The organism is Runella sp. CRIBMP (genome assembly GCF_009905605.1).
In the GTDB taxonomy this organism is placed as follows: domain Bacteria; phylum Bacteroidota; class Bacteroidia; order Cytophagales; family Spirosomataceae; genus Runella.
In genome coordinates this window covers 1174020-1198898 of record NZ_JAAAKZ010000001.1, presented here as the reverse complement: position 1 = coordinate 1198898, position 24879 = coordinate 1174020, and the positions used below count along the sequence as shown (strand labels likewise).

16 protein-coding genes and 1 tRNA gene are annotated in these 24879 nt (G+C 45.6%); 7 read left to right on the top strand and 10 right to left on the bottom strand.

The genetic code is table 11. The features are described 5' to 3' along the window. Positions 1 to 3: 3 nt before the first annotated feature. The 4 genes from GVN20_RS04875 to GVN20_RS04860 form a co-directional block, all read right to left on the bottom strand. Positions 4 to 1230, bottom strand: coding sequence for a c-type cytochrome (locus GVN20_RS04875; protein WP_166557223.1), 1227 nt, complete (start codon positions 1228 to 1230; stop codon positions 4 to 6). 269 nt (positions 1231 to 1499) lie between these two features. After that, a tRNA-Cys gene (locus GVN20_RS04870) sits at positions 1500 to 1570 on the bottom strand. A gap of 94 nt (positions 1571 to 1664) precedes the next feature. Continuing rightward, positions 1665 to 3482, bottom strand: coding sequence for a 30S ribosomal protein S1 (rpsA, locus tag GVN20_RS04865; protein ID WP_114462994.1), 1818 nt, complete (start codon positions 3480 to 3482; stop codon positions 1665 to 1667). A gap of 130 nt (positions 3483 to 3612) precedes the next feature. After that, positions 3613 to 4125, bottom strand: coding sequence for an HNH endonuclease (locus GVN20_RS04860; protein ID WP_114462995.1), 513 nt, complete (start codon positions 4123 to 4125; stop codon positions 3613 to 3615). 282 nt (positions 4126 to 4407) lie between these two features. On the opposite strand from GVN20_RS04860, the gene GVN20_RS04855 reads away from it, so the two are divergent. The 6 genes from GVN20_RS04855 (at position 4408) to GVN20_RS04830 (ending at position 11412) form a co-directional block, all read left to right on the top strand. Beyond that, a complete protein-coding gene (locus GVN20_RS04855) occupies positions 4408 to 5025 on the top strand; it encodes a TetR/AcrR family transcriptional regulator (RefSeq protein WP_114066994.1) in 618 nt (205 codons plus the stop codon). A gap of 23 nt (positions 5026 to 5048) precedes the next feature. Beyond that, the gene (locus GVN20_RS04850; RefSeq protein WP_166557222.1) at positions 5049 to 5480 is read left to right on the top strand and encodes a DUF3995 domain-containing protein; all 432 of its coding nucleotides are present in this window, start codon (positions 5049 to 5051) and stop codon (positions 5478 to 5480) included. A gap of 19 nt (positions 5481 to 5499) precedes the next feature. Further along, a complete protein-coding gene (locus tag GVN20_RS04845; protein ID WP_166557221.1) occupies positions 5500 to 5850 on the top strand; it encodes a DUF4260 domain-containing protein in 351 nt (116 codons plus the stop codon). 63 nt (positions 5851 to 5913) lie between these two features. After that, positions 5914 to 7242: a TolC family protein gene (locus tag GVN20_RS04840; protein WP_229598964.1), complete on the top strand. Its 1329-nt coding sequence runs from the start codon at positions 5914 to 5916 to the stop codon at positions 7240 to 7242. A gap of 48 nt (positions 7243 to 7290) precedes the next feature. Continuing rightward, a complete protein-coding gene (locus GVN20_RS04835) occupies positions 7291 to 8334 on the top strand; it encodes an efflux RND transporter periplasmic adaptor subunit (RefSeq protein WP_166557219.1) in 1044 nt (347 codons plus the stop codon). A gap of 15 nt (positions 8335 to 8349) precedes the next feature. Then, entirely contained in the window at positions 8350 to 11412 is a 3063-nt protein-coding gene (locus tag GVN20_RS04830) for an efflux RND transporter permease subunit (protein ID WP_166557218.1), read from the top strand. 67 nt (positions 11413 to 11479) lie between these two features. Here GVN20_RS04830 and GVN20_RS04825 read toward each other — a convergent pair whose 3' ends face one another. From GVN20_RS04825 to GVN20_RS04790, 5 genes are all read right to left on the bottom strand, one after another. After that, positions 11480 to 13519 carry an OPT family oligopeptide transporter gene (locus GVN20_RS04825; RefSeq protein ID WP_166557217.1) on the bottom strand — a complete coding sequence of 680 codons (2040 nt, stop codon included), beginning with the start codon at positions 13517 to 13519 and terminating at the stop codon, positions 11480 to 11482. Between the two features lie 119 nt (positions 13520 to 13638). Beyond that, a complete protein-coding gene (locus GVN20_RS29540; RefSeq protein WP_206023195.1) occupies positions 13639 to 17808 on the bottom strand; it encodes a glycoside hydrolase family 9 protein in 4170 nt (1389 codons plus the stop codon). Positions 17809 to 17941: 133 nt separating this feature from the next. Beyond that, positions 17942 to 19798 carry a glycoside hydrolase family 127 protein gene (locus GVN20_RS04800; protein ID WP_166557216.1) on the bottom strand — a complete coding sequence of 619 codons (1857 nt, stop codon included), beginning with the start codon at positions 19796 to 19798 and terminating at the stop codon, positions 17942 to 17944. A gap of 115 nt (positions 19799 to 19913) precedes the next feature. Continuing rightward, on the bottom strand, positions 19914 to 20855 hold the full coding sequence (locus GVN20_RS04795) for a dihydrodipicolinate synthase family protein (RefSeq protein WP_166557215.1): 942 nt from the start codon (positions 20853 to 20855) through the stop codon (positions 19914 to 19916). A 59-nt stretch (positions 20856 to 20914) separates the two neighbouring features. Continuing rightward, the gene (locus GVN20_RS04790) at positions 20915 to 21754 is read right to left on the bottom strand and encodes a fumarylacetoacetate hydrolase family protein (RefSeq protein WP_166557214.1); all 840 of its coding nucleotides are present in this window, start codon (positions 21752 to 21754) and stop codon (positions 20915 to 20917) included. Between the two features lie 275 nt (positions 21755 to 22029). On the opposite strand from GVN20_RS04790, the gene xylA reads away from it, so the two are divergent. Next, positions 22030 to 23358, top strand: a complete 1329-nt coding sequence (gene xylA, locus GVN20_RS04785) for a xylose isomerase (RefSeq protein ID WP_166557213.1) — start codon at positions 22030 to 22032, stop codon at positions 23356 to 23358. A gap of 123 nt (positions 23359 to 23481) precedes the next feature. Here xylA and GVN20_RS04780 read toward each other — a convergent pair whose 3' ends face one another. Further along, positions 23482 to 24813 (bottom strand): NCS2 family permease, encoded by a 1332-nt coding sequence (locus GVN20_RS04780; RefSeq protein WP_166557212.1) that lies wholly within the window; start codon positions 24811 to 24813, stop codon positions 23482 to 23484. Positions 24814 to 24879 lie beyond the last annotated feature (66 nt).

The window sequence follows — 24879 nt, the reverse complement described above, 5'->3', positions numbered from 1 at the left end:
TGATTAATAGTGACACTTTGAACATTCCAGACCACCGATATCGGCTACTTTCAACGGCTCCTTGCTATTGGTTTTGTGTAATTCCACCAATTTGTCGTAGTAAGCATTGTCTTTGGTATTTACTTCCGTTTTACGGTGGCAGTCAATACACCATCCCATTGTAAGTGAAGAACGTTGCTCTACTACCTCCATGGTTTGAATTTCGCCGTGACACTGTTGGCACTGCACCCCACCTACATTTACGTGTTGTGCGTGGTTGAAGTATGCCAAATCAGGCAGGTTGTGAATCCGAACCCACTCAATTGGCTGATTTTTTTCAATTGCCGTGTAGATTTTCTGAATTTCGGGTGATTCTTTTTTAATCACACCGTGGCAGTTCATACAAATGTTGGCCGAAGGAATTGTAGCCGACTTACCACGGTTAACACCCGTATGGCAATAGTTACAGTCGATTTTGTACTGACCTGCGTGTAGTTTGTGCGAGAAAGCAATTGGTTGTTTAGGGGCATATCCCTGTTGAATACCTACACCATACATTCCATCGACAGTTGCTTTGGTGACCATCAGGATAAAGAACCATACGGTAGCGCTACGAATCGCCGAGTTTTTGCTCAAACCTACCAACCCATCACGAAGTCTATCGGAGAAAGACGTTCCTGCCGAGGCAGTAGCTTCGCCACTCACAGCTTTAGATAGGATTGATACGATTGCCATCAATACACCAAGTACCAACAACATCACAATCAATAACGCAACCAAGATGTAAGTAAACAAATCGGAAGGAGCAGACTCGCCTGCGGGTGCGCCCGCAGCGGCAGTACCAGCAGCAGCAGCTGGAGCTGCGGCTGTATTTGCTTTTTCAACGTACGCCAAAATGTCTTTCACTTCTTTCTCACCGAAAGCCGGGAAAGCAGTCATTTGAGCTTTGTTAAACTTATTGTACAAAGCTACTGCGTATTCATCACCACTCTGGATTACCCCGTTTGGATTCTTCACCCACTTAACGAGCCAAGCCAAATCGCGGCGTTGTTGAATACCTTTTAAACCTGGGCCTACCACTACTTCATCTTTTGCGGAGTGACAAGCCTTACAGTTATTATTGAAAAGCGTTTCACCGCTTGCGGCATCGCCATCCTGTGCCGTTGCTTGTTGGCTAAGCGTAGCCATTAAAGCAATCAGTAACGCTTGGGTGACACTGCGCATTCTTTTTAAGAACAAACTAATTTCCATTTGTGTATGAATTAACAAAAACATGATACTTCTTAACCGTACAAAAGTAATGCACGAATTTATACGTGCCAAAGCATTTCTATTCTTAATTTGCAATAATTCTATTATTTAGATTCTTTCTAATTAAATTTAGAAATTAGCCAGAAGTATAGCCACAAGGGTTATTTTTATCCAAAATCATGCAAATTAAAAACAAAAAGTACCATTTAGCCTAGTTTGGTTGTTCACGGCTAAATGGTACTTTTTTGAGAAAAGGCACTTCACTTTTGAGGTCCCGAGCGGATTCGAACCGCTGTACGAGCTTTTGCAGAGCTCTGCCTAGCCACTCGGCCACAGGACCTTTTATTGTTTTTTAAATTGTTAGTCTGCTATGACTTTTTACAGCCGTAAATATCACAACAAACTAACAATTTAGCAAGTCAGGGATTGAAAAATTACTCAGCCGACGCTTCTTTTGCTACTTTTTTGGTAGCGGCCGCCTTTTTCTTTTTCTCACCTTCTTCCATTTGTTCTTTCAATGCAGAAAGTGCTTCCAAATCACCTAGAGTCGCTTTCTCAGCATCTTTTGGTTTTTCGGCCTTAGGAGCTTTTGGTTTTTCTTCTACCTTAGGCTCTTCTTTTTCCTGCCAAGTTTTTGTATGTGAAAGCACAATACGTTTTTCGTCTTTCAAGAATTCAGCTACTTTGAAATCAAGAGATTCTCCGATTTCTCCGACAGTTCCGTCTTCTTTCGCCAAGTTTTTAAGGATACATACTCCTTCGATACCGTAAGGCAATTCGAGGGTCGCAACTTTATCTCCTTTGGCAACGATTGTACATTTATGTACTGAACCTACCGCAAATACCGATTCAAAAGTGTCCCAAGGATTTTCTTCAAGGTGCTTGTGGCTCAAGGATAAACGGCGGTTGTCAGCATCCAATTCAAGAACCATTACTTCGAGTTCTTCACCTACTTTGATGAAGTCACTTGGGTGTTTGATTTTCTTGGTCCAAGAAAGGTCAGATACGTGAACTAGGCCATCGATACCTTCTTCGAGCTCGAGGAAGAGACCAAAGTTAGTCAAGTTACGAACGACACCTTTATGAACAGTACCTACTGCATATTTCTCAATGATTTCTTGACGAGTCCAAGGATCAGCGGTGAGTTGCTTCAAGCCAAGCGACATTTTGCGTTCGTTGCGGTCAAGGGTCAATACCACGGCTTCTACTTCGTCACCAATCTTCAAGAAGTCTTGCGGGTTACGCAAGTGCTGAGACCATGACATTTCTGAAACGTGAATCAAACCTTCAACACCTGGCATGATTTCAAGGAATGCGCCGTAATCTGCTACGTTTACAACTTTACCTTTCACACGTGAACCGATTTCGATTTCTTGAGAAAGAGCTTCCCAAGGATGAGCCTGCAATTGCTTCATGCCCAATGAAATACGCTTCTTATCTTCGTCGAAGTCAAGAACTACAACGTTGATTTTTTGGTCAAGGTGCAACAAATCCGAAGGATCGTTGATACGTCCCCACGAAATGTCTGTGATGTGCAACAAACCATCTACGCCACCAAGGTCGATAAATACCCCAAATTTGGTCATGTTTTTGATTACTCCTTCGAGTACCTGGCCACGCTCCAAGTTGGTAAGAATCTGCTGACGTTGTGCTTCGAGGTCTTTCTCGATCAATACTTTGTGTGAAACAACCACGTTGTTGTTGGCGTGATTGATTTTCACTACTTTCACTTCCATTTTCTTGCCGACAAAGATGTCGAAGTCACGAATTGGCTTAACGTCAATCTGTGAACCTGGCAAGAACGCTTCGATGCTGTAAATATCAACAATAAGACCACCTTTGGTACGACGTTTTACGAAACCGTCAATCACCAAGTCATGATCAAATGATTTTTGAATATTATCCCAAGCAGTGATAACTCTCGCTTTTTTGCGAGAAAGCACTAACTGTCCGTTAGGGTCTTCCTGATTTTCAATGTATACTTCAATTTCGTCGCCGATTTTCAGGTCCGTCAAATCACGGAATTCTGAACGCGGTACGATACCGTCTGATTTTGAACCGATGTTCAAAATCACTTCGCGGTCATTCATACCGACCACGATTCCTTTTACTACCTCTTTTTCGGCAACGGGAGAGATTGTACCGTTGATAAGTTGCTCCAACTGGGCTTTTTCAGAAGCGGAGTATCCACTACCAAAGCCTCTGTTGTCGGCTCTGTCCCAGTCAAAATCAGTTAATTGAGCTTTACTCATAATGTAGTTTTGAAATTGCCCTCTCGTACATCAGCCAATGGGCAAAATGGCTGAAATTTGGTGAAACAAACGATTGCCTTTGCAAACGGAGTGCAAAAGTAGAAAATCTCACCGGAAAAAGCAATTTTTTTTACGAGACCTTTTCTCTTTTTGAAAGAAAAGGCATCCATGAATCATCGGTAGCGCCAGAATAATCCCGTAAAAACATGATGAAAGAAGGTTTGAAGGGACGATGACGCATAGGCATTGACGCTTCTTCTGGGGTGTAATCGCCTTTGCGTGCATTGCAACGCTTGCAGGCCGTCACCAGATTGTCCCAACTGGTACGCCCACCGCGCGATTTTGGCAAAACATGGTCTAAGGTCAATTCGCCATGCAAACCGCAATAAACACACTGATGACCATCACGTTTGAAGATATTTTGCCGCGTCATCATTACGCCTTTGTAAGGCAAGTGGATATAACGATGAAGGCGAATCACCGTCGGCATTGGAAACTCCGTACTGACGGTGCGCAAAAAATAGTTTGAAGATTCCGCTACTAATTCAGCCTTGTTGAGATAGACAAGCAAGAAGGCTTTTGGAACGGAGCAAATGCTCAACGCGGAGTAATCTTGATTAAGGATTAAGACTTTCCTACCCATACCGTTACAAAGGGTTTTTTAGGTTTTCGAAAGTTACAACATTTATCGTAATAAACTGTCGGGTTTGAGTTTTGTTGTGTTAAAAAATCTTTATTTACCCTTTCTATTACATATAATCAACTCTTTTTCAAAATATTATCTCTTCTTTGACTTCTACCGTCCCGATTCATTTTATCCTTTTTTTTAGCCGTTTAACATTTTTTTTTCTGAAATTCTTGCTCACTAAACAGTGTTCATTATATTTGCATCGTTTATATTAAATGAAGTATTTTGTAATGAACCATGGGCATTCAGGAAAGAAAAGAACGGGAAAAAGAAGATATGCGGCGTCTGATTTTGGAGGCAGCCCGAAAATTATTTTTGGAACAAGGCTACGAAAAGACCAGCATTCGTAACATTGCCGATGCCATTGAGTATAGCCCAGGCACGATTTATCTCTACTACAAAGACAAAAATGAATTGCTGTTTGCATTGCACGAAGAAGCATTCTTAAAAATGATGCAGCAATTAATCACCGTGACGCATATAAGCGACCCTTTTGAGAGGTTGATTGAGATGGGGCACCAATATATCAAATATGCTATCGAAAATCCCGAACTCTATGATTTGATGTTCATCATGCAAGCGCCTATGGAGACGCTCGCTTGTAGAGACGAAATTTGGGAAGATGGCTTAAAATCGTTTGGCCTCCTAAAATTGGTCATCGAAGATTGCGTAAAGGCGGGTTATTTTAAGGAAACCAATATTGAAATAATGGCCATGACTATCTGGGCTTATATGCACGGGCTAGTCACGATTTATCTCAAAAATCGAATGAGTATGTTTAAAGATGACCAGCAATTAGAACGTATTCAAGAGTCTTTTCAATTATTTATCAAAATGATTAAAACGTCTTTGTAACCGATTGTTAAATGTTTAATTCAATGAAACCCATTCTTGCACTCATTGATATTTTGATTTTTGCATTCATCGCCTCCATTCACTTTTATTGGGCGTTTGGCGGGCGTCGCTGGAGTAAATTAGCCGTTCCGACATCAAGCGGTAGCCAACAAAAACCTTTATTCACGCCAGGACCTTTGTCAACAATGGCCGTCGGAATAGGTCTTCTCTGCTTTGCGTGGATTCTTACATTAAAAGTGGGTTTTATAAATAGCTCGTTGCTATCTGATAGCACCATTACATTTATTTCAATCGGCATAGCAATTATTTTTTTTCTGCGCGCCATTGGAGAATTCAACTACGTTGGTTTTTTCAAAAAAATAAAACAAACCGAATTTGGGCAAATGGATACCCGTTACTATTCTCCTTTATGCCTACTCATCAGCTTTATCATTCTCGTTATCAATTATTATTAAAATCACTCTGTAAACAGCCATGAAAACACTCCTCACTTTTGAAGACATCGGCGAATTTTTGCTCGCGGTGTTTTTGTTCAGCCGCCTAGAATATGCCTGGTGGTGGTTTCCCGCCCTTTTGTTACTCCCTGACCTAAGCATGATAGGCTACTTAATCAACACCCGAATCGGGGCTTATCTCTATAACTTCGTGCACCACAAAGCCCTGGGTATCGGCGTCGCTTTGGTTGGATTCTCTTTGACTTCTTCGACATTGATGTTGGCAGGAGTTATCTTGTTCGCCCATTCTGCGATGGACCGTATTTTTGGTTATGGTCTAAAATACACCGATTCCTTCAAGCACACTCATTTAGGATGGATTGGAAAATAACTTTTTTTACCCTTTCACTAAACACTGTTCATTTTATAAGATATGATAAGGATATACTTCACTATGTTTCTGCTCATGATGAGCATTGGCATACAAGCCCAGCATTCGATTATTTTGGAAGAATATGTTCAGGAAGGATTAAAAAATAACCTCGCCCTGAAACAGGAGAATCTGGAAATTCAAAAAGTGCTCGAAAATATTCAACAAGCAAAAGCTTTGTTTTATCCTAGAGTCACTTTTGCGCCTACCTATTCGTTGGCTGCTGGTGGACGACGGCTGCAGTTTCCCGTCGGCGATTTACTCAATCCAGTATACAGTACGCTCAATAAGCTAACGCAAACGAGCGTATTTCCACAAATTGATAACGTTGACGAGTTGTTGGCTCCTAACAACTTTCACGACACCAAAATCAGCGTTCAGTATTCAATTTACAACCCTGAAATTCAGTATAATTACCTGATACAGAAAACGCTACTAACCGCACAGGAAGCCAAGAAGAAAGTGTACGAAAATGAACTTCGTTACACCATTGAAGGGGCGTATTATCAATACTTGCAAGCATCGGAAGCCATTAAAATTTTTGGGAATGCGCAAAAAACGCTCAATGAACTGGTACGCCTGAATCAGAAATTGGTCAACAATAACGTACTGACCAAAGACGCCGTCATTGGCGCAGAATACGAAATCAGCAAACTAAACCAACAGCTCGCGGTAGCAACCAAAAACCGGGAAACGGCAAAGGCCTACTTTAACTTTCTATTAAACAGAGAATTGAGTGCAGTGGTTTTGATTGACTCAACGAACCTGATTCCCGCAACGGCCTATGAATCTTTAGATAAACTGAGCGAATCTGCCCTGCAAAACCGTCAGGAATTAAATCAACTTGACCAATCCATTTTAGCATCCAAAACGGCTATTACCCTTCAGGAAAAAGCTGCCAAACGCCCATCGGTGTTTATTGGTGGCAATACTGGTTTTCAGGGATTTGGCTATACGTTCAATCAACAGGCATACGGAGTGGCCCAACTCGGATTGACTTGGGATTTGTTTAAAGGATACGAACGCAAATCCAAAATTCAAGGTGCCAAAATTCAGACCGAATTGCTCAAAACCAAAAAGCTAGAAGTAGAAAAACAGATAGAACTGCAAGTTACTCAGGCATTTCTTGAACTTCAGGCCACCCGAGAAAATCTAAAATTGGTTCAGGACGGCGTCAACAAAGCAACGCAATATTTCAGCGTCATTGACAGTCGATACCGAAACAACAATGTGCTTTACATTGAATGGATTAAAGCCCAAAACGAAGTCGTAACGGCTCAGTTGCAACAGTCGCTCGCGCGTTTTGATGTGTTAATCAAAGAATCATTGCTGAATAAAGTGACCGCCCACTAATCGAACCCATCTTCTCAACTAAAAAATGATTTTATAACGCATACAATCATGAAACAATACTCATTCATCATTACCCTTTTTCTGCTTGCAGCCTGCGGAAAACAGGAAGAAAAAAAAGCCGACAACGCTATGGGCGACGAAACGGTCGTTCCTGTAAAACTTGAAAAAGTAACGCAAACCGTTCGCTCAGAATCCATTAGTGCCTCTGGCTTGGTAGCTTCGTCGGAAGAAGCCAAGCTGTCGTTTAAAATCGGGGGCATCATTCAAAAAATCTTTGTTGAGGAAGGACAAAAAGTCCGCAAAGGGCAAGTGCTGGCGTCGTTAAACATGACCGAAATCGACGCACAGGTGAGTCAGGCTAAATTTGGGGTTGAAAAAGCCGAGCGCGATTTTAAGCGCGTTGAAAACATGCTCAAAGACACTGCCGCTACGCTTGAACAAATGCAAAATGCTACCACGGGCTTTGATGTAGCGAAACAAAGCCTGCAAATTGCGCAATTCAACCGCTCATATGCCCAAATCACGTCCCCGATTGACGGAGCCGTTATCAAAAAAATGGCCAATGAAGGCGAATTAACTGGACCAGGAACCCCTATCTTTTACATTACCTCCAATCGTCAAAGCGACTGGGTGGTGCGCGTGGGAGTTTCAGATAAAGACTGGGCACGCTTTAAAATAGGCGACAAAGCAACTATTTCGTTGGATGCCTATCCTTCCGAAACGTTTACGGGGGCCGTTATAAAATTAGCTCCTGCCGCCGACCCCTTGAACAAACTCTACGAAATTGAGGTCCGCATTAACCCCAATGGCCAACGATTTGCGTCTGGGCTTTTTGCCAAAGTAGAGCTCAAACCCGTGCAGAATCGTAATTATATCATGGTACCCATTGAGGCCATCGTTGAAGGCAACGGGCAGGATGCTTTTGTGTACGTTTTGGATGAATCACGCAAGAAAGTGAAACGACTGCCCATCCGAATTGGGTTTGTAGACGGCGATAAAGTGCTAGTGACCAATGGCTTGGAAGGCATTACGGAGGTAGTTACCTCGGGAAGTGCTTTTTTGACCGAATCTTCCAATGTAATCATCAAATAGACCACACCTACACCGATGAATCTTTCAGAATTTTCCGTCAAGAACTGGCAGTTTATGCTGGTGATGTTTGTGGGGGTGGTGGCGCTTGGGCTCAACTCCCTCTTTAATATGCCCCGCGCCGAAGACCCTACGTTTGAGGCTCCTACGTTTGTGATTACGGTGATTTATCCCGGCACCGACCCCAAAGACATGGAAGAATTGGTCGTTGACCCCGTCGAAAAACGTCTCAATGAACTCAAAGACGTTAAAAATATTCGTACCACCATCGACGACGGGCTCGCCGTATTTATGCTGGAATACGAATACTCGGTCGATAATGATGAAAAAAAGCAGGAGATAGCCCGCGAAGTAAATTCCATGCGTAGCATTTTACCTACTGATATTTTTGATATTCGTTACTTCCAATTCGACCCCGGCTTGGTCAATATCGTTCAGGTAGCCTTGGTTTCGGAGGTAGCTTCGTACAAAGAAATGGCCGATTATTCCGAAAAACTACGGAAGACATTGGAGAAAATCAAAGACCTAAGGAGCGTAAAAGATTACGGTTTTCCGAAAGAAAACGTACGCGTTTCGCTCAACGTCGAGAAAATGGCGCAAGAAGGCATTGCCATCAACCGGGTATTGGGGGCATTGCAGGCCGAAAACCTCAACATTCCTGCGGGTAGCGTGCAGGAAGGGGCTCGGCGATTCAACGTCAAGACCAGCGGTGATTATGAGTCGTTGGAACAAATGCGCAACACGATTGTGTCCACCAACGGTCAGAAAATCATCTACTTAAGAGACATTGCCGACGTTGATTTTAATTACGAAGAAGAAACCAATTTTACCCGCCTCAACGGCCGACGTGCGGTCTTGGTAGCTGCGGCCCAAAAAACGGGCAAAAACATCACAGAAACGGGTAAAGTGCTTAATGCAAGTTTGACCGAATTTGAGAAAACGATGCCCAAGCACATCAAAATGGTCAAATATTTCGACCAATCGGTGAGTGTTGACCGTCGTTTGGGCCGCTTTGCCAAAGACTTTGGCATTGCCATTCTGCTCGTGGCGCTTACGCTCCTCCCCCTTGGGCTAAGGGCGGCAGTGGTCGTCATGATTTCGATTCCGCTTTCCTTGGCCATCGGTCTCACCGCCGTCGATTATCTAGGCTACAGCATCAATCAATTGAGCGTAGTGGGGTTGATTGTGGCGTTGGGGATATTGGTGGACGACTCCATTGTGGTCGTCGAAAACATTGAGCGCTGGATGCGCGATGGTTTTTCCAAACGCGAAGCCGCCGTCAAAGCCACCAAACAAATCACATTGGCCGTAATTGGTTGTACAGTTACATTGATTTTGGCCTTTTTACCACTGTTGTTTTTACCCGAAGCCTCAGGAGATTTTATCCGCAGTCTACCTATGGCCGTTGCCATGACGATTTTGGCTTCGATGGTAGTTTCGCTCACGATTGTTCCCTTTTTGAGTAGCCGTTTGTTGGAAAACAGCCATAATCCTGAAGGAAATATCTTTCTGAGAGCGTTGAAAAAAGTCATTTCAGGTTCGTACAGCAAGTTGCTCAACTGGGCGCTGCGGCATCCGCTTCCTACGCTTTTGTTTGCGGGATTACTGTTCGGGATGTCGTTATACATTCCCAAAATCATCGGATTCGGATTGTTTCCAAAATCAGAGAAACCCATGTTCAGAATTACGTTGGAAACGCCAGAAGGCAGTAGTCTAACCGAAACCAACCGCGTGGCCCGCACCGTAGAAAATGAATTGAAACGTATTAGCGAAGTGAAATTTTTCTCTACGAGCGTCGGGCGTGGCAATCCACGAATGTACTACAATGTCATTGAACGCTCAGAATCAAGCAACTACGCGGAGGTATTTGTACAGTTACAGGATGAAATTCACCCGCCAGAAAAAGAAAAAATCATTGACCAACTGCGCGACCGCCTGCGCTACGTGCCCAATGCCAACGTGGAAGTAGTGGATTTTGAACAAGGGCCCAACACCGAAGCACCCGTGGCAATTAGAGTCATGGGTGAAGATTTGGAAAAGCTTCGCAGTGTGGCCGCCGACGTAGAGAAAGTCCTAAAGGAAACGCCGGGCACGATTTACGTTAAAAATCCCCTGACCACGCGCCGTACCGACTTACGGGTAAAAATCAATAAAGAAAAAGCGGGATTGTTGGGAATATCAGTTGCCGACATCAACCGCACCGTTCGTTTGGCGATTGCAGGGTTAAACATCGGAACCTTCAAAGATGAAAGTGGCGATGATTACGGGATTAACGTTACTCTTCCAAAAGGAAAAACAACTACCCCTGCCATCTTGAATAATCTGTACGTGAATACCTTAACTGGGTCGGCAATTCCATTGCGTCAGGTAGCAGATATTCAGTTTGAAACCTCAACCAATCAGATCCGGCACTACGACCGCGACCGTTTTGTCACGATTTCGGCCTTTGTAAAAAGCGGTTATCTTGTAGATAATGTGTATAAAGACATCATTACCAAACTAGATAAATACAAATTCCCCAACGATTTTAGCTATGTGGCGGCTGGCGAACTAGAAGCCCGTCAAAAATCGTTCGGCGGTTTAGGAACCATCATTCTTATCACCGCTTTCGGGTTTCTGGGGGTTTTGATTTTGGAATTCGGGAATTTCAAGAGTTCACTGATTGTGCTTTCGGTCATTCCATTGGGTATCATTGGGGCTTTTACGATGCTGTGGATTGTGGGCTATCCGCTCTCATTTGTGGCCGTAATTGGGCTTATTGCCTTGATTGGAATTGAGGTCAAGAACTCTATTTTGCTTGTTGATTTCACCAATCAACTCCGCGAAGAAGGTGTTCCGTTGATTGAGGCCATTCAAGAAGCGGGCGAGATTCGATTTGTGCCTATCGTACTTACCTCACTAACGGCCATTGGTGGATTAATCCCCCTAGCCATTGAAGGGAACCCGCTTTATTCGCCGTTGGCTTGGGTTTTGATCGGCGGACTCATTAGTTCAACCTTACTTTCGCGCATCGTTACGCCCGTATTGTACCGCTTGATTCCGCCTAGGGTGGAAGTAAAAAAGCAAGAAGTTGAAAGCTAAAACTATCTCTAACAAAAAGCCCCGCTTGGTTTCATCAGGCGGGGCTTTTTTTATTCTACATTAATTTCTATCGTTTCATCGCCACCCGATACAGCACCGCTCCCATCGCCGCAAACATGACCGCCCCCAAGAGTTGATAACCGCCTTCGCCAATAACAGATGCCAAAACTGGTTCAAGATTAATTTTAGCCAAGGCATTGAAAATAGAATCATTGACCGAAAGTAAAGCTACAATTACCCCTGCCAAAGCACCACCTGCCACCAAGCCCGTTGAAAAGAGATTTCCTTTTCCCAAATCAGCGTCTTCTTCTTCAATGCCTTTGCGTTTGGCATTCCAATTTACAAAGGCTTTCACGCAACCACCCGCAAAAATAGGCAAGGTCGTCGAAAGGGGAAGATAAAGCCCTACGGCAAACGATAGCGCATTAACACCCATTATTTCGATGGTAATGGCCGTAAAAACGCCCACCAATACAAACTGCCAATCCAAATTAAACGACAATAATCCTTTGATAAGCGTTGCCATGAGCGTACCCTGCGGAGCGGGGAATTTGTCAGTTCCGATGGCGTGCTGAATGCCCTGTGCTACCAAATCGGGCGTGGGCGTATCTAGCAACTTGACCGTTGCCCCAATCACCAACGACGAAACAATGACCCCGATAAACAGCGCTATTTGCTGATACTTGGGCGTAGCTCCGACCAAATACCCCGTTTTCAAGTCTTGCGACGTATTCCCAGCGTTGGCGGCAGCGATGCAAATCATCCCGCCAATCACCAACACTGCTGGCTCATACAATTTACCCGTTAATCCAAACCCGATAAATACCAACGAGGTGGCCATAATCGTCGCAATGGTCATGCCCGAAACTGGCGATGAACTTGAGCCGATAATCCCCACGATCCGGCTCGCGACCGTCACGAAGAAAAAGCCAAACACCACCACCAAAACAGCAATCAGCAATTTGGTTAACCAACCATCGCCAGGGATTTGGGGCAAAATGACCATCAATACCACCAACGCTAAGCATCCGAAAATCACCACTTTAAAAGACAAATCCTGCTCCGTACGGACGCGAGCGCCTTCATTGCCCGCTTTCATTGAAGCCAAGCTTTGCTGAAACGAAGAAATAATCGTGGGAATACTTTTCAGCAACGCCATAAACCCGCCCGCTGCCACGGCTCCCGCGCCAATTTGGCGAATATATGCGCGATAAATAGCCGCAGCCGTATCGTTAAAGCTATGAGTGGCGGGATTCCACCCACCAGGGCCACCCGACGTAGCGAGGTCTTTGAGGTAACCGAGTTTGATTAATTGCTCAGCAATGGTATCACCTGGAACGAGCGTTGCCAAAAGCGGAATCAATCCCAACCAAGCCAATAAACCCCCGCCGACCAACACCGCCGAAATCCGAAAACCAATAATGTACCCCACGCCCAAATATTCGGGCGTGATTTCACCACTGACCACCGCCGATGGGAAGATTTTACTGGCTTGCTCAGAAGCTATTCGAGGCACTTCGGCAATTATGTGCAGGATTTTCTGAAAAAATGCATACAGCATGGCAAGTCCCAAGCCTTGATAGGCTGTTTTAGCCAAATCACCGCCTTTTTCGCCCGCAATCAGCACCGAGCCGCAGGCGGTTCCTTCGGGGTATGGAAGGGTACCGTGTTCTTGCACAATCAGCGAGCGCCGCAACGGAATCATCATCAATGTCCCCAAAATCCCGCCCAAAATGGCCAACGTTAAAATTGTCCAATAATTGAAAAAATCGGCCCCGATGCTTTTGCCTTCTTCGGTCGTGGATAAAAAAAGAAAACCTGGCAAGGTAAATACCACGCCCGACGCGATGGATTCGCCCGCCGAACCCGTGGTTTGAATAATGTTATTTTCCAGAATGGTGGTACCCAAATACTTGCGTCCGAGCGAAATCGCCAAGACCGCTATTGGGATAGAAGCCGACACTGACAGCCCAGCTTTGAGCGACAAATAAACCGTGGCAGCCCCAAATAAAACACCGAAAAGAATGCCCACTACGACCGACTTTACGGTAAATTCGGCCATGTTTTGCTCGTTGGACACGTAGGGTTTGAAGTCTTTGATTTCCATGAAGTGAAGGTTTAGGGAGGTATGTTTGGCACTAAATATAACCTATAAAGCCATTATTACTTCCATCTAACATAGAAAAGGCGAGCAATTAGCCCGCCTCTTCCAATGAATCACAATATTTACCGCCGAATCAGCACCTTTTGGGTTTGGATTCTTTCGGGTCCTTTCAGTTGAATCAAATACATCCCCACTGGCTGTTGAGATACATCCATCCTGAAAAAGTTGGTTCCTGATTCCGCATGTTCTTCATTATTTTGCAACATCCTGCCCTGCATATCCCATAATTGCAGTTGAACTTTTTCGGGCTGGGGAGCTACATACTTGAGCGTAATCGGTCCCTCAGAAGGATTAGGATACACCAACAATTCATTTGATTCTTCCGTCAATTCCTCCTCGGCTAAACGGGCATTGTTAACGGTTGTTAGACGAATATTATCCAAATAGGCTGTCACGGTGCTGGCCGAATTGTTCTGAATCGTAATCCTTTTAATGACCGACGGATTACCCAATTGGCTCATATTCAGCACAATTTCCGACCATGTATTGGCTTTTGTCGTAAACGTGTAATTTCCGATCGCCGCGCCTGTGTCGTCAGTTTGTACATAAACCAGCAGACTGCTCGCTGCCGTACCCCGTACCCAAAAACGCAAGACGGTCGACGCGGTAGTACTGATGCCATCAACGTGGCGCAAAGATACCCCTCCAGTAGAGGCAATATCAGCGCGGAGCGATTTACTGCCCACCCGCACAGGGTTTGTATTGGCAAAATTAAGCGTACTGTTCCATGACCAGTCACTCCAATTTGCAGCCAGGGTTTCGTCATAAACCACTGGGCTCAAGCAGGCATTCGTTTTTACACTTAACACGCTACTTGCTGCCGAGACATTGCCCGCCGCATCTTTTGCCTTTACGGTAAAGCTGTAAGTTGTATTACAAGTCAAACCCGTAATAGACAATGAGGTGGTGGTAACGTTACCATTCACCAATACACCACCTCTATACACTTCGTAAGCCACCACGCCCACATTATCGGTCGAGGCTGCCCAACCGAGCGTAAAACCCGTTTGGGTTTTATTGGTAGCCGTAAGCCCAGAGGGGGCACTCGGCACCTGGGTATCAGCACAAGAAGAGGTATTAACATTCAGCGCATTGCTACTCGTAGATACATTTCCAGCGGCATCTTTGGCTTTTACGGTAAACGAGTAGGCCGTATTACAGGTTAAACCGGTGATGTTTAAAGAAGTCGAGGTGACGTTGCCGTTCACCACTGTGGCTCCCCGATACACTTCATAGGCCGTTACGCCCACGTTGTCGGTCGAAGCCGTCCACGAAAGCGTCAGACTATTTTGGGTAATGGCCGAGGCCGAAAGGTTAGCGGGCGTTGTGGGGGCCTGTGTATCGGTAGTGGCCCCAGTTTCTACCCTGATTTGGTCGAAATAAGTCGTGATGTTATTGGCCGAATTGTTCTGAAAATTGAGACGTTTAATCGTGGCCGGATTTCCCATTTGCGCCATATTAACCGTTATTTCTTTCCATTGATTAGCATTTGTAGTAAAAGCATATGAGGCAGGCTGCGGCGACGAATCATCCGTTTGAACGAAGAAAAGCATGTTATTTACGGCGGTACTGTACACCCAAAACTTCATAACCGTGTTGGAATTGGTCGTCAGAGCCGTGGCCTGTCGCAACGATAAACCTCCCCAACCCGCAAAATCGACCCGAATGGAATTGACACCAGTTTGTACGGGAGAAGTATTGGCATAATTACGGGTCGAACTCCACGACCAGTCTTCCCAGCCTGCGGCAAGGGCGTCGTCGTAAATGATAGTCCCCGTGGGACAGGCCGCCGTTGTGACGTTCAGAGCGCTACTGCTTGATGACACATTTCCCGCCGCATCCTTGGCTTTTACCGTAAATGAATAGGCGGTATTGCAGGTCAAACCCGTAATATTCAAAGATGTTGTCGTCACATTGCCGTTTACCAACGTCGCTCCCCGGTACACTTCATACGCGGTTACGGCCACGTTGTCGGTCGAAGCCATCCACGAAAGCGTCAAACCTGATGCCGAAACATTGGACGCGGCAACGCTTGTCGGCACACTTGGCGCTTGGGTGTCGCAGGCCGCAGTCGTTGCATTCGCGGCATTGCTCACCGTCGACACGTTTCCCGCCGCATCTTTGGCTTTTACCGTAAACGAATAGGCCGTGTTGCAGGTTAAACCCGTAACGTTGAAGCTCGTACCTATCACATTTCCGTTGAGAAGATTGCCCCCCTGATACACTTCATAGGCGCTTACTCCTACATTGTCGGTTGAGGCAGTCCACGATAAAGTCAGACCAGTGGCGGCTAGGTTGGACACCGTAAGGTTGGTCGGGGTCGTCGGTGCTTGGGTGTCAGCAGATGCCGTTGTACTCATCACCCGCCCCAACAACATGATATAAGCGGCCTGACTGTAAATAGCTGGCTCCGTGATTTCCCAAGAGTTTTCGGGAGAACCATTATTCCACTCTTTATACGCTTTTTGGGGCGGTTGGTTGGTAATGTTGGCCACGCTTCCGCTGTAACTTTTATTAGGCCCGCCTGTTACATAGCCCGGGGCAGGGCCGTAGGTCGATGTTTGTACATTATCCCATACAGTTCCGTTGGTAAACCACGTGTGGTAAATCTCATTCACGCTGTTTTCAGCACCCGCCACCGACATGTTGGAAAGCATCACCAAGTTCATCGGATTAACGCCGTTCATCCAGTGCAGGTACTGCTCCGCCACCTCACGGTATTGGGCATGGCTCGACGGGTTGAGGTTAAACGTAACAAAATCAAGATTTAAAATCCCCGAGTTAGCACGCACCTGATTGCTCCCCCAATGATGCTGCGCATCGGCCATGTATGCCCGATAAAGGTCTGTACCATTGTTGTAATCATTGAGAGAAAATAAGTAATTCATCCCTGCTTTTTGGTTACGAATATTGGTTACCACCGCACTAGAAGCGCCCGAAAGGGTCGTGTAACGCAAAAACGCCAATTGCTGAGGCATCCAGTAAGGTCCCCACCAGTTGCCGTTGTAAGGTTTTACGAATGTATATTGTGACTCAACAAACGTTTTGTACTCGGCTTTTCCAGTGGCCTCGTAAAGGTATACTGCCGTCACAAACGCGCTTCCCAATTGGTCCTCGCCAGGGCGGTCCGAATCCCCCGATTTTATATCTCCGTCGTCGCAACTTGTTTCAAACGTTGTAAAGTTGTTGGTCGTTATTTTAGCGCGATTCCAAGCGGCCTCGGAGCGTGCAATGAGGTCATTTCCGTAGGTAAGTAAAGACGGGTGCGTTTTGAAGGTTTGCCCAGCCACGGCAAACATCGCGGCCCCCGCCAAGGTGGCAGAAGTACATTCTGGCAAATAATAGCGCGGGCGGGTGTCGGTGCTGGGAGGAGATACTTCATTGTAATTATCAACGCCCACTTTCAAGAAAAAACCGTTGGTACCCGTAGCATCCTGCATTCTTTTCAGAAAGTCCAGCTCGTACTTGAGTTCATCCAATACGTCTGGAATTCCGTTGCCCGACTCTGGAATAGCGTAATTATCTTTAAAAGCATTGGGGTTTATTCGGTAAGCTTCTGCCAGTTGAATCACCGCACTTTCGGCAAAGGTGGTGTATTTATTTACATCGCCCGCGTCCATCCAGCCTCCGTGAAGGTCTTTGGCGGTGGCGGCATTCCCTTTGTTGAATCGGCTCGTGGCAAAACGATCCTGATTGGCCCCTTCATAACTGGCACCGTCGGCCCATTTGGCGTCGGTGTAAGGCGTTTGTTTGGCAAAATTAAGCCGCTGATAATAAAACATCCGTACGGCATGTTTCATTGCTTCGTCGTACACATTGTCGCCAATGTCAAAACGGTAAGAGCCTACATTGTTGGCAACGTCAAAAATGTAATAAGAACCTGGCGCGGTAATACTCGAAAAATCAAACGACCATCCTCGGTCGCCCGACTGAGCGTGGGTGGCACCACCGCCCCATACCTGAAGCGTTCCGCTCATCATCACGGCGTCGTCACTCCAGCGGCGTACCTGATATTGATTGGCACCTGTGCCCGGGGTAAACGATTCAGCCGCATTGTACCCCGTCTGAGGGTCAGCAACTACCGCTACTTTTCGGGAAGCGGGCAAGTAGCCAAATTGGTCAATTTTAATGTAAGGAGTTGTTTGGGTCGGTGCGGCCCACAAAGTACCGCATGCAGTCAGCCACAGCAATGTCCAATAAAGCAAATGCCTTCGAGATAGATGATTTTTCATTTTCATTGAGTTAAATAACGTTCAAACAAAAAACTGTAATTTTCGACTGAAAGATAGAAACTTTCAAAGTTGAAAGATAACAAATGGCATCTGCTTTATTAAACGGGAAGGAGTCATTCTGCTCCCTTAAGGCTTATTTATCTTTCCAATCCACCCATACTTTCATGCGGCCAGCTTGGCGGTTATCCCATGAATAATACGGGATGAGCGTAAAATTATCATTGCCGTTTTGGGCCTTAATCGTGGTTATCCCCCCCAGTAAGGTAGGCTCGAAAGTGGTACTAAACTGCGTTTTTTTCGACAACAGAATTTGATCATAATCCAAATGACGGTTGTCTTGCTCTTCTACACAATAGACCAGTGGTCCACGCTGAATGGCGCGTTTGCCTTGGTTTGCTTTCACAAGGGGGTCGGCAGCAATGACCTTCACTGGCATCTCCATCCGCAGTTTGAGAACATCATTTTTAGCCCAAGTACGCGCAACCGTCAAGTAACCTTTATCGGCCGTTAAACCCGCTACGGCTTTTCCGTTGATTTCAACGACGTACTTATCGCACCAAGCGGGAATACGCAGTTTTAGGGTAAAATCAGCTTTGCTACTATCAGGAATGGCCTTAATTTCCACTTCTCCCGACCAAGGATAATTGGTTTTTTGGGCGAACTTCACCTTGTGTTGTCCTAAAACCACTTCCGTTTCGCTGCCTACATACAGGTTTACCCACAAAGTATTTTCGGAAGTATTGTAAATATAACCACCCACCGAAGGCATCAAACGCGACACATTGCTAGGGCAGCAAGCAGTGCCATACCAAGGGCGACGGTGATGCAACCCGAACGAAGCCAACGGATTGACGTAAAAAAACAGATTTCCCGTCAGTTGTACCCCTGCCAGCGCACCGTTATACAGCGAGCGTTCTAGCACATCCACGTATTTGGATTCTCCCGAATAGAGATTCATGCGTTGATTCCAAAAAACCATTCCGACCGAGGCGCAGGTTTCGCAGTAAGCAGATTCGTTGGGCAAATCATAATCGACCGTAAAGCCTTCATTTTTGGTTGAAGAACCAATGCCCCCAGTGATGTACATATTTCGCTCTACCACGTCGGCCCACACGCGTTCGAGGGCTTGGGTGTAGCCACGGTCGCCTGTTTCGGCGGCTACGTCGGCCATGCCAGTATACAGATACATGGCGCGAACGGCATGCCCTTTGATGTCGGTCATTTCGCGCACTGGCACGTCGTCTTGACAATAGCGTGCGCCGTCAAAATGCTTATCTGTCCAGATTTGACCGCGTCCGTGTCCTTTGCCGCGTTGCTCGATAAGCCAGTCAGCGAGTTTGAGGTAGCGGTTGTTGTTGGTTGTATGATAAAGTTTTACCAAGGCCAACTCCAATTCCTGATGCCCCGTTACCCACGGCTTATTTTGGAGACGAAACGTAGAATCAAAATGATTGGCAAAACGAATAGACACATCCAATAGTTTACGTTTTCCAGTGGCGTCAAAGTAAGCTACCGCCCCCTCAATTAAGTGACCCAAGCAATAATCTTCATGCTTTTCCATGTCGGTCCAGCGTTTTTCAAGACCTACCAATGTATAATAAGTATTCAGATAACCATCAGGAAGTTGAGCCGCCGCAATTTTATCAATCCACTCGTCAGTTTTGGCCTCTAAGGCTTTATCGGGCGTAGTTTTGAGGGTGTATGCAATCCCTTCAATGACTTTATACACATCCGAATCATCAAAATAGATGCCTTTGTGCTTTCCGCTCCGGAGGGCGGCATTCTCAAAATTTCGAATTCGAGCCGTTGAATCTTCGGTATAGGTCATACAAACTGGCAAGGTGGCCGAATGGACTTTTTCAATTCGGGGTTTCCAAAAGAAGTCTTTGACCGTGACTTTGGAAAAGTTTACGGGCGAAATCTGGCGTTGGGCCGAGACGCCGTAAACCCCAAAAATGATAATCAGTGCTGAAGAAAAGAAGGATTTCATAGGTAAATGGTTAGCTATTCCTACCAAAGCAATTAATCAGTTTTTTTTAACTGAAAAGACCTTCTACGCCAATGACATAGAAGGTCTTTTTTATCTTGAAAACAAAGAAGTATGATTAGGCAAACGTCAACGAAGCCACTTCAATCTCTTGGCTCAATGCATTCACCATTTCCAATAATTCATCGGCATTGGCTTTTTCTACTTCAGTCAATACTTCCACTTTACGACGGGTGTACAATGAAATCGGGAAACCACGTTTTTGGAGGTAATACTTAGCGACGGTTGGGTACGCATAATGAATTACGGGCATGGTATCAATCAACAGCTGTTGCACACGCTGAACTTTGTCCTGCTGCGTTGGTTTATTGAAATTATTGCACAACCACACAATCAATTCTGGAAAGAAATTTCCCTGAATACAAGACAATCCAGCCGAACCTGCTTTCAACGAAGCCACTGCGTGCTCCATGTAGGCATCATAAACGCCGAATACTTGGCCTTGAGTAGCGGCTATTTTGGCTTTTACGTTTTCAATATCTAGTGATGTATCTTTATGGTAAATCACCCGACCCGTGGCGGCCAATTCTCCCAAATTTTCGGCACTAACGAGCCTTTTGTAAGGCACAGGACATTCATACAAACCATACGAAACACCTGGGGTTAATTGAAGCAACTCGTGCATCCGCTCCATAAAAATCGCATCTGACTCGTCGGCGGTGGCAATTAAACTTGTTATCACAATCACCGCCTGAATACCCGTACCATAAATCTTTTTAGCAAATTTGGCTTGCTCCGCAATTGGACCGCCAAATGTACCCGTTGCCACGACCGGAACGCGCCCGTTTGCCACATCCACCACATGCTTGGTGATGGCAATACGCTCGTCTTCGGTCAGCTCATACATCTCGGACGAAAGGCAATTGGCAAATAAGCCCGCCGCGCCCGCTTCTAAGTAAAATTCAGTAAGTTTGGTTAATCCCTCAAAATCAATTTCGCCGTTTTCTCTAAACGGGGTCAACATAACGGGAATAAAACCTTGTGGAAGGGAATTTTGCATGGATGAATAATCAAATATTATATATGTAAGTAATAAAGTTCAGTACCATTTTGAACTACTTAGGCTTTTGCCAGCCCGACAACATTGGTCAATTTCCCGATTTTATCAATTGAAATGGCAACCGTATCGCCCACCTCAACCGTAAAATCACTTGATGGAACTAATCCCGTGCCTGTCATCAGGAATGCACCAGTTCTAAACGTACTCGCCCGATACAACCAGCCAATAAGCTCGTCAGGTGTTCGTTTGAGTTGGTCGAGCGTTGTTATCCCCTGAAAAACAATACGTTCGCTACGCCTTACTTCAATGCTGATGACCGCATTTTGTGCCATTGGTTCGGCGGGCACATACAGGCAAGGGCCCAAAGCGGCAGAGCCATCGTATATTTTGGCCTGCGACATATAGAGCGGATTTTCGCATTCAATGCATTTAGAACTCATGTCGTTGCCAACAGTATACCCCACGATTTTGCCAGAAGTTGTGGCGTACAATGTCCATTCTGGTTCGGGAACATTCCGGATAGAATCGGGCCGAATATTAACGGTACCTCCCGACCCTACTACTTTGTAACCCAATGCTTTAAAAAAAAGCTCAGGGCGCTCGGCTTCGTATACCTTGTCGTAAAACATACCTCCATACGCACCTTTTGACTCCTCCATCCGGGCTACTTTGCTACGGTAATAAGTCACCCCAGAGGCCCATACTTCCTGACTTACGGCGGGCGCTAAAAGGTCTTTTGATTCAAAATCCAACACTGGGACTAAACCTGCTATTTGGGTCAGAAGATACGAGTGCAGATCATCCCTGTTAATCAGCGTATCCCAATCGGGGCAGGGAAGTTGGAAATACTCCTCCTGAAATTCAGCATAAAAGCCTTGCTTGGTTCGATAAAGTTTCATCAACTGGCTAATCCATTTTCATGACATGTACGTTTTCAATTTAAGTTTAGGTGTAGCTTTAGTAATACTCTGTTTTTGGTCGAAAAGACTATTTTAAAATTACAATGTTTACTTACAAGTAGTTAGAAAACAACCTGTACAATATCCACAAAAGCGAGCTACAAATAAAATTGTCAATTTGACAATTATTCTTTTTCTTTGCACAAGTAAGAATTTATATTTCCCTCTTTTAGTAATAATCGTTCTTTAAGACTAACCTCAAAACAATCTATTTTATGTCCCTAACACTCGGAAATACCGAATATTTCAAAGGCATCTCCAAAATTCAGTTTGAAGGCCGTGAATCCGACAACCCGCTGGCATTCAAGTGGTACGACGAAAATCGTCTGGTGGGTGGAAAAACAATGAAAGAGCATTTACGTTTTGCCGTTGCCTATTGGCATACATTCTGCGGCACTGGTGCCGATCCATTCGGGCCTGGGACGAAGGATTTTGCATGGGATGCAAACAATGACGCGGTTCAACGCGCCAAAGATAAAATGGATGCTGCTTTTGAATTTATTACTAAACTGGGCGTTCCTTACTATTGCTTTCACGATGTAGATTTGGTCGATGAAGGCCCAAGCATCACCGAATACGAGCGTCGTATGCAGGCCATTGTTGATTATGCAAAAGCCAAACAGGCCGAAAGCGGCGTAAAATTATTGTGGGGTACGGCCAATGTATTCTCCAATCCACGCTACATGAACGGTGCTTCGACCAACCCTGATTTCAATGTAGTAGCTCATGCTGGGGTACAGGTCAAGAACGCTTTGGATGCAACGATTGCGCTCAATGGCGAAAATTACGTATTCTGGGGTGGCCGCGAAGGCTACATGACTTTGTTGAATACCAACATGAAGCGTGAGCTAGATCACCTTGGTCAATTCTTGACCATAGCGCGTGATTATGCCCGCAAAAACGGCTTCAAAGGTACTTTCTTTATTGAACCTAAGCCTTGCGAGCCTACCAAGCACCAATACGATTACGATTCGGCAACCGTGATCGGGTTTCTGCGTCAGTATGGTTTGGACAAGGATTTTCAATTAAATATTGAAGTAAACCACGCCACCTTGGCGGGGCATACGTTCCAGCACGAATTGCAAGTAGCGGCCGATGCCGGCATGTTGGGTAGCATCGATGCCAACCGGGGCGACTACCAAAACGGCTGGGATACTGACCAATTCCCGATTAATTTGAGTGAATTGACAGAGGCAATGTTGGTAATTCTCGAAGCTGGAGGTATCAAGGCAGGTGGCATCAACTTTGACGCAAAAACCCGTCGCAACTCAACCGACCTCGACGATATTTTCATTGCGCACATTGGCGGGATGGATGCGTTTGCACGTGCTCTCGTGATTTCAAATGATATTCTGGAGAAATCTGCGTACAAAAAACTGCGTACTGAGCGCTACGCTTCGTTTGACAGCGGTGCGGGTAAGGATTTTGAAAATGGCAAATTGACGTTGGAAGACTTACATAGCTTTGCGGTGGCAGCTGGTGCTCCAAAACAAATCAGCGGTAAGCAAGAACTATTTGAGAACATTCTGAATCAGTACATTTAATTGGGATACTTCACAAGAAAAAAGCGTTTGAGGGTTTAAAAGCCGTCAGACGCTTTTTTCTTGGCGAAGCCTATCAGTCTCGCTTAACTTTACTTGGAAGATTCGCGCTGGTAGAAGACTATTTCAATGCCCCCATACCAAAGACATCACGGCAAAAACATCAATTATCCAGAGGGTGAATGATATTTCTTTCCCTTTTCCAACGGCGGTTTTGAGGATGGTCCAACTCAAAAAACCAAAAATAATTCCTTGAGTAATGGAATAGCTGAAGGGAATTAACACCAATGCCAACAAACAAGGAATGGCTTCGTCCATACGGGTCCAGTCAATCTTGGTGATGGGTTTCATCATAAACGCACCCACCAAAATCAACGCAGGAGCAGTGGCAATGCTCGGAATGACCGAGAGCAAAGGAGATAAAAACATGAACGGCAGAAACAAAAATGCCGCCACTACCGCCGTGAGCCCCGTGCGACCGCCTTGCTCGATTCCCACCGCCGACTCAATGTAGGCCGTTCCAGGGCTAGTACCCAACAAGCCTGCCATTGTGGTGGCCACGGCGTCGGTTAGCAGAGACTGCCGAATATGGCGAGGGTCGCCGTTATCGTCGTAAAGATTGGCTGCTTCGGCAACGCCAACGAAGGTTGAAAGACTGTCAAATAAATCGGTAAATGCAAAGGCAAAAATGATGGGCCAAAGCGCCAAAGTCAACGAGCCCATCAAATCTAGTTGAAACAAAAGGCTAAAATCAGGAGCCGCCCAAAGTCCGCTCCAATTGACCAGTGTAGCCTGTCCGAAATTAACCGCTGAAGCATCGCCCCACCAACGGCCCACGGGAATCGCCGCCAATGTGGTCAACACAATGCCAATGACGATGCCGCCTTGCACTTTTTTCACCACCAATACTGCCGTTATGACCAACCCCAACAAAAACGTCAGTAGAATAGGGTCTTTTAAATTGCCGATACCGACCAAGGTGGCGGGGTTACTTACGATAAACTTGGCGTTGGTCAAGCCAATCAACGTGATAAAAAGCCCAATTCCCGACGAAATCGCGTAGCGCAAGGGCTTCGGAATGGCCTGTACAATGTAAGTCCTAACGTTGAAAATTGACAGGATAAGAAAAACGATTCCCGCCCAAAATACTGCACCCAAAGCCGTTTGCCATGCCACACCCATTCCTTTCACAACGGCGAATGTAAAGAAGGCATTCAGCCCCATACCTGGTGCTACGAGAAGCGGATTATGCGCATACAGCCCCATCATCAAACTGCAAAAGAAAGAGAGCAACACCGTAGCCGTTAGCACACCGCCGAAAGGCATTCCCGATTGACTCAAAATGGCGGGATTCACTACAATAATATACATCGTAGCCAGAAAAGAAGAAAGCCCCGCAATGACTTCGGTACGCACTGTTGTACCGTTTTGGTCGAGGGAAAAGTAGCGTTGGAGCATAGGAATTGGCAGTTTTGGTAAAAATAAAAATGTCAACGCTGAATGCAAAGACCCTTCTGGGAATTT

What these genes read in the sequence shown, in the direction of transcription:
- GVN20_RS04855 (WP_114066994.1), top strand. Translation starts at nt 4,408, where the DNA reads ATGGGCATTCAGGAAAGAAAAGAACGGGAAAAAGAAGATATGCGGCGT.
- GVN20_RS04795 (WP_166557215.1), bottom strand. Translation starts at nt 20,855, where the DNA reads ATGCAAAATTCCCTTCCACAAGGTTTTATTCCCGTTATGTTGACCCCG.
- GVN20_RS29540 (WP_206023195.1), bottom strand. Translation starts at nt 17,808, where the DNA reads ATGAAAAATCATCTATCTCGAAGGCATTTGCTTTATTGGACATTGCTG.
- GVN20_RS04825 (WP_166557217.1), bottom strand. Translation starts at nt 13,519, where the DNA reads ATGGAAATCAAAGACTTCAAACCCTACGTGTCCAACGAGCAAAACATG.
- GVN20_RS04840 (WP_229598964.1), top strand. Translation starts at nt 5,914, where the DNA reads ATGTTTCTGCTCATGATGAGCATTGGCATACAAGCCCAGCATTCGATT.
- GVN20_RS04845 (WP_166557221.1), top strand. Translation starts at nt 5,500, where the DNA reads ATGAAAACACTCCTCACTTTTGAAGACATCGGCGAATTTTTGCTCGCG.
- GVN20_RS04875 (WP_166557223.1), bottom strand. Translation starts at nt 1,230, where the DNA reads ATGGAAATTAGTTTGTTCTTAAAAAGAATGCGCAGTGTCACCCAAGCG.
- xylA (WP_166557213.1), top strand. Translation starts at nt 22,030, where the DNA reads ATGTCCCTAACACTCGGAAATACCGAATATTTCAAAGGCATCTCCAAA.
- GVN20_RS04790 (WP_166557214.1), bottom strand. Translation starts at nt 21,754, where the DNA reads ATGAAACTTTATCGAACCAAGCAAGGCTTTTATGCTGAATTTCAGGAG.
- GVN20_RS04780 (WP_166557212.1), bottom strand. Translation starts at nt 24,813, where the DNA reads ATGCTCCAACGCTACTTTTCCCTCGACCAAAACGGTACAACAGTGCGT.
- GVN20_RS04850 (WP_166557222.1), top strand. Translation starts at nt 5,049, where the DNA reads ATGAAACCCATTCTTGCACTCATTGATATTTTGATTTTTGCATTCATC.
- GVN20_RS04800 (WP_166557216.1), bottom strand. Translation starts at nt 19,798, where the DNA reads ATGAAATCCTTCTTTTCTTCAGCACTGATTATCATTTTTGGGGTTTAC.
- GVN20_RS04835 (WP_166557219.1), top strand. Translation starts at nt 7,291, where the DNA reads ATGAAACAATACTCATTCATCATTACCCTTTTTCTGCTTGCAGCCTGC.
- GVN20_RS04830 (WP_166557218.1), top strand. Translation starts at nt 8,350, where the DNA reads ATGAATCTTTCAGAATTTTCCGTCAAGAACTGGCAGTTTATGCTGGTG.
- GVN20_RS04860 (WP_114462995.1), bottom strand. Translation starts at nt 4,125, where the DNA reads ATGGGTAGGAAAGTCTTAATCCTTAATCAAGATTACTCCGCGTTGAGC.
- rpsA (WP_114462994.1), bottom strand. Translation starts at nt 3,482, where the DNA reads ATGAGTAAAGCTCAATTAACTGATTTTGACTGGGACAGAGCCGACAAC.